Below are 2,605 nucleotides of genomic sequence, written 5' to 3'. Positions count from 1 at the left end.
AGGCGGGCGGTCGGCGCGTAGAAGCCGGTGACCTGGTAGCCCCAGGAGCCGCCGAAGGGATGCTCGGCGACCGGCATCAGCTCCACATGGGTGAAGCCCAACTCCTTGACATACGCCGCGAGTTCATCCGCGAGTTGGCGGTACGTCAGTCCCGGGCGCCAGGACGGCAGGTGGACCTCGTACACGGAGAACGGCGCCTCGTGCACCGGGATGTCCGCGCGGTGCGCCAGCCACTCGTCGTCGCCCCACACATGGTGCGAGGACGTCACCACGGAGGCCGTCGCGGGCGGCACCTCCGTGCGGCGCGCCATGGGGTCCGCCTTGAGGAACCGGTCGCCGTGGCGCGAGGTGATCTCGAACTTGTACCGGGCGCCCTCGCCGACGCCCGGCACGAACAGTTCCCAGACACCCGAGGAGCCGAGCGAACGCATCGGGTACTGCGTGCCGTCCCAGCTGGTGAAGTCGCCGGTGACCCGCACACCCCGGGCGTTCGGCGCCCACACGGTGAAGCGGGTGCCGGTCACGCCCTGGTGCGTCATGGGCTCGGCGCCCAGCGCCCGCCACAGCTGCTCATGCCGGCCCTCGCCGATCAGATGCAGATCCAGCTCGCCGAGCGCGGGCAGGAAACAGTAGGGGTCGGCCGTCTCGTGAACGGTGCCCCCGTACTCGGTGTACTCGGTGTACTCGACCAGCAGCGTGTACGCCGGGATCGTCGTGTGCGGCAGCACGGCCGAGAAGAGCCCGTCGCCCTCGCGGACCAGTGGGCTGCGCATCCCGTCGACCAGCACGCTCACCGCACGGGCGAAGGGACGCAGCGCCCGGAAGAGGGTGCCGCCCGGCACCGGGTGGGCGCCCAGCAGGGCGTGCGGGTCGTGGTGGGCGCCCGTGAGCAGCCGCTCGCGGTCGGCGGGATCCAGCGGAGGCGCCGCCGTCGTCGCGGGGCCCGACGGCTCGGGGAGCGAGGTGTCGCGCAGTGCCATGGTGTCAGCCTTCCCTGACGGCGAGCCGCTCGATCGCGGCCATGGGAACGGGCAGCCAGTCGGGACGGTGCCGGGCCTCGTACACGGCCTCGTACACCGCCCGGTCGGTCTCGTGGGCACGCAGCAGCGCGTGCCCCCGGCGCGGGTCCCACCCGGCCCGGGCGGCATAGCCCGCGCAGTAGGCCTCCCGGCAGCGGTCGGCCCACTCGGGGTGCCAGGGGCGTCGCTGCCGGGCCGCGTAGTCGAAGGAGCGCAGCATGCCGGCGACGTCCCGTACCGGGGACTGCGCGCTGCGCCGCTCGGAGAGCGGGCGCGAGGGCTCGCCCTCGAAGTCGATGACGAACCAGTTCCGCCCGGCCCGCAGTACCTGCCCCAGGTGCAGGTCGCCGTGGATGCGCTGGGCGGGCGGCGCGGTGTCGTGGCCGTCCAGCGCCCCGAACGCGGTGCGCAGTCCCGGGACGAACGGCGCGAGGGCCGGCACACAGTGCGCGGCCGCCTCCAGCCGGGCGGTCATCGCGGCCACCGTGTGGCCGTTCTCGCCGCCACCCGCGGACGGGAAGGCGGTGGCGAGCGCCACATGCACATCCGCCGTGGCCTGCCCCAACTCGTAGGCCTCGGTGGTGAAGTCGTCCCCCGCGGCGAGCGCGCGCAGCGCCAGCGTCCAGCCGTCGGCGGCGTCCGGCAGGAACGGCTGGAGCACCCCGAGCGTCGCCGGCCGCGGCTCGGTCGTCCGGAACCAGGCGACCGGAGCGGGCACCCGGGTGCAGCCCTGCGCGGCCAGCGCCCCCGGCACCTCCAGGTCCGGGTTGATGCCGGGCTCCACCCGGCGGAACACCTTCAGGATGTACGCGTCGCCGTACACCAGAGAGGAGTTGGACTGCTCGGCGTCCAGCAGACGCGGCGCGAGCCCGCCGGGCACCCGCACGGCCGGATCCGCCTCGAAGCGCAGCGGGCCTGCCGTGCCCGGCCGTCGCAGCCGTTCCAGGAGCAGCGCGGCCGAGCGCGGGTCGTGCAGCGCGTCGTAGAGTGCGACGCCCGCGAGCGGGCTTTCCCGCACCCGGCCTATGAACGCCCGTTCCAGGTGCGGCGCCGGATGCGAGCGCATGCCGAGCAGCAACTGGTAGCCGGCGCCGGCCGGGGGCGGGCCGCCGGGCGCCGGGACGCCACCCTGCCCGGTGTGCACCAGCAGATGCAGACAGCCCGGGAACAACTCGGTCATGGACAGCAGGGCGAGGTCCGTGACGGGCCGGTCCCGGCCCGCGAACCAGCGCTGCCGCGGCAGCCATTCGCTGAGCAGCCCGGTCAGGGAGGCCATCGGCCGGTCGGGGCCGGCCGCGCCGCGCGGCCCGAGCGCTACGGTCTTCGGCATGGTGAGGCGTCCTTTCCTCGGCACCGCGCGCTCAGCGTCGTCGGCCGATGCGGGATGCGACTCGGGAGAGCCGGAACCAGTAGAAGCCGTGGCCCGCGAGGGTGAGGAGGTAGGGGAGTTCACCGATGGCGGGGAAGCGTACCCCGCCGACGAGTTCGACGGGATGCCGGCCGCCGAACCGCCCCAGATCCAGCTCTGTGGGTTGGGCGAAGCGGGAGAAGTTGTGGACGCAGAGTACGAGGTCGTCGTCGTGTTC

General features: G+C 73.9%; 2 protein-coding genes and 1 pseudogene. All 3 read right to left on the bottom strand.

Features of this window, described 5'->3' with window-relative positions; genetic code table 11:
- Positions 1 to 980, bottom strand: a pseudogene (locus ACFYTE_RS42290) (1,4-alpha-glucan branching enzyme); the annotation flags it as partial.
- A 4-nt stretch (positions 981 to 984) separates the two neighbouring features.
- The gene (locus tag ACFYTE_RS42285; RefSeq protein WP_388722640.1) at positions 985 to 2,349 is read right to left on the bottom strand and encodes a maltokinase; all 1,365 of its coding nucleotides are present in this window, start codon (positions 2,347 to 2,349) and stop codon (positions 985 to 987) included.
- A gap of 31 nt (positions 2,350 to 2,380) precedes the next feature.
- A partial coding sequence (locus ACFYTE_RS42280; protein ID WP_388722638.1) for an alpha-glucosidase C-terminal domain-containing protein occupies positions 2,381 to 2,605 on the bottom strand: 225 nt, incomplete at its 5' end.

It is taken from the genome of Streptomyces sp. NPDC004629 (assembly GCF_042873595.1).
In the GTDB taxonomy this organism is placed as follows: Bacteria; Actinomycetota; Actinomycetes; order Streptomycetales; family Streptomycetaceae; genus Streptomyces.
Note: the sequence above shows the minus strand (reverse complement) of the source record. Positions and strands in the feature narration are given on the sequence as shown.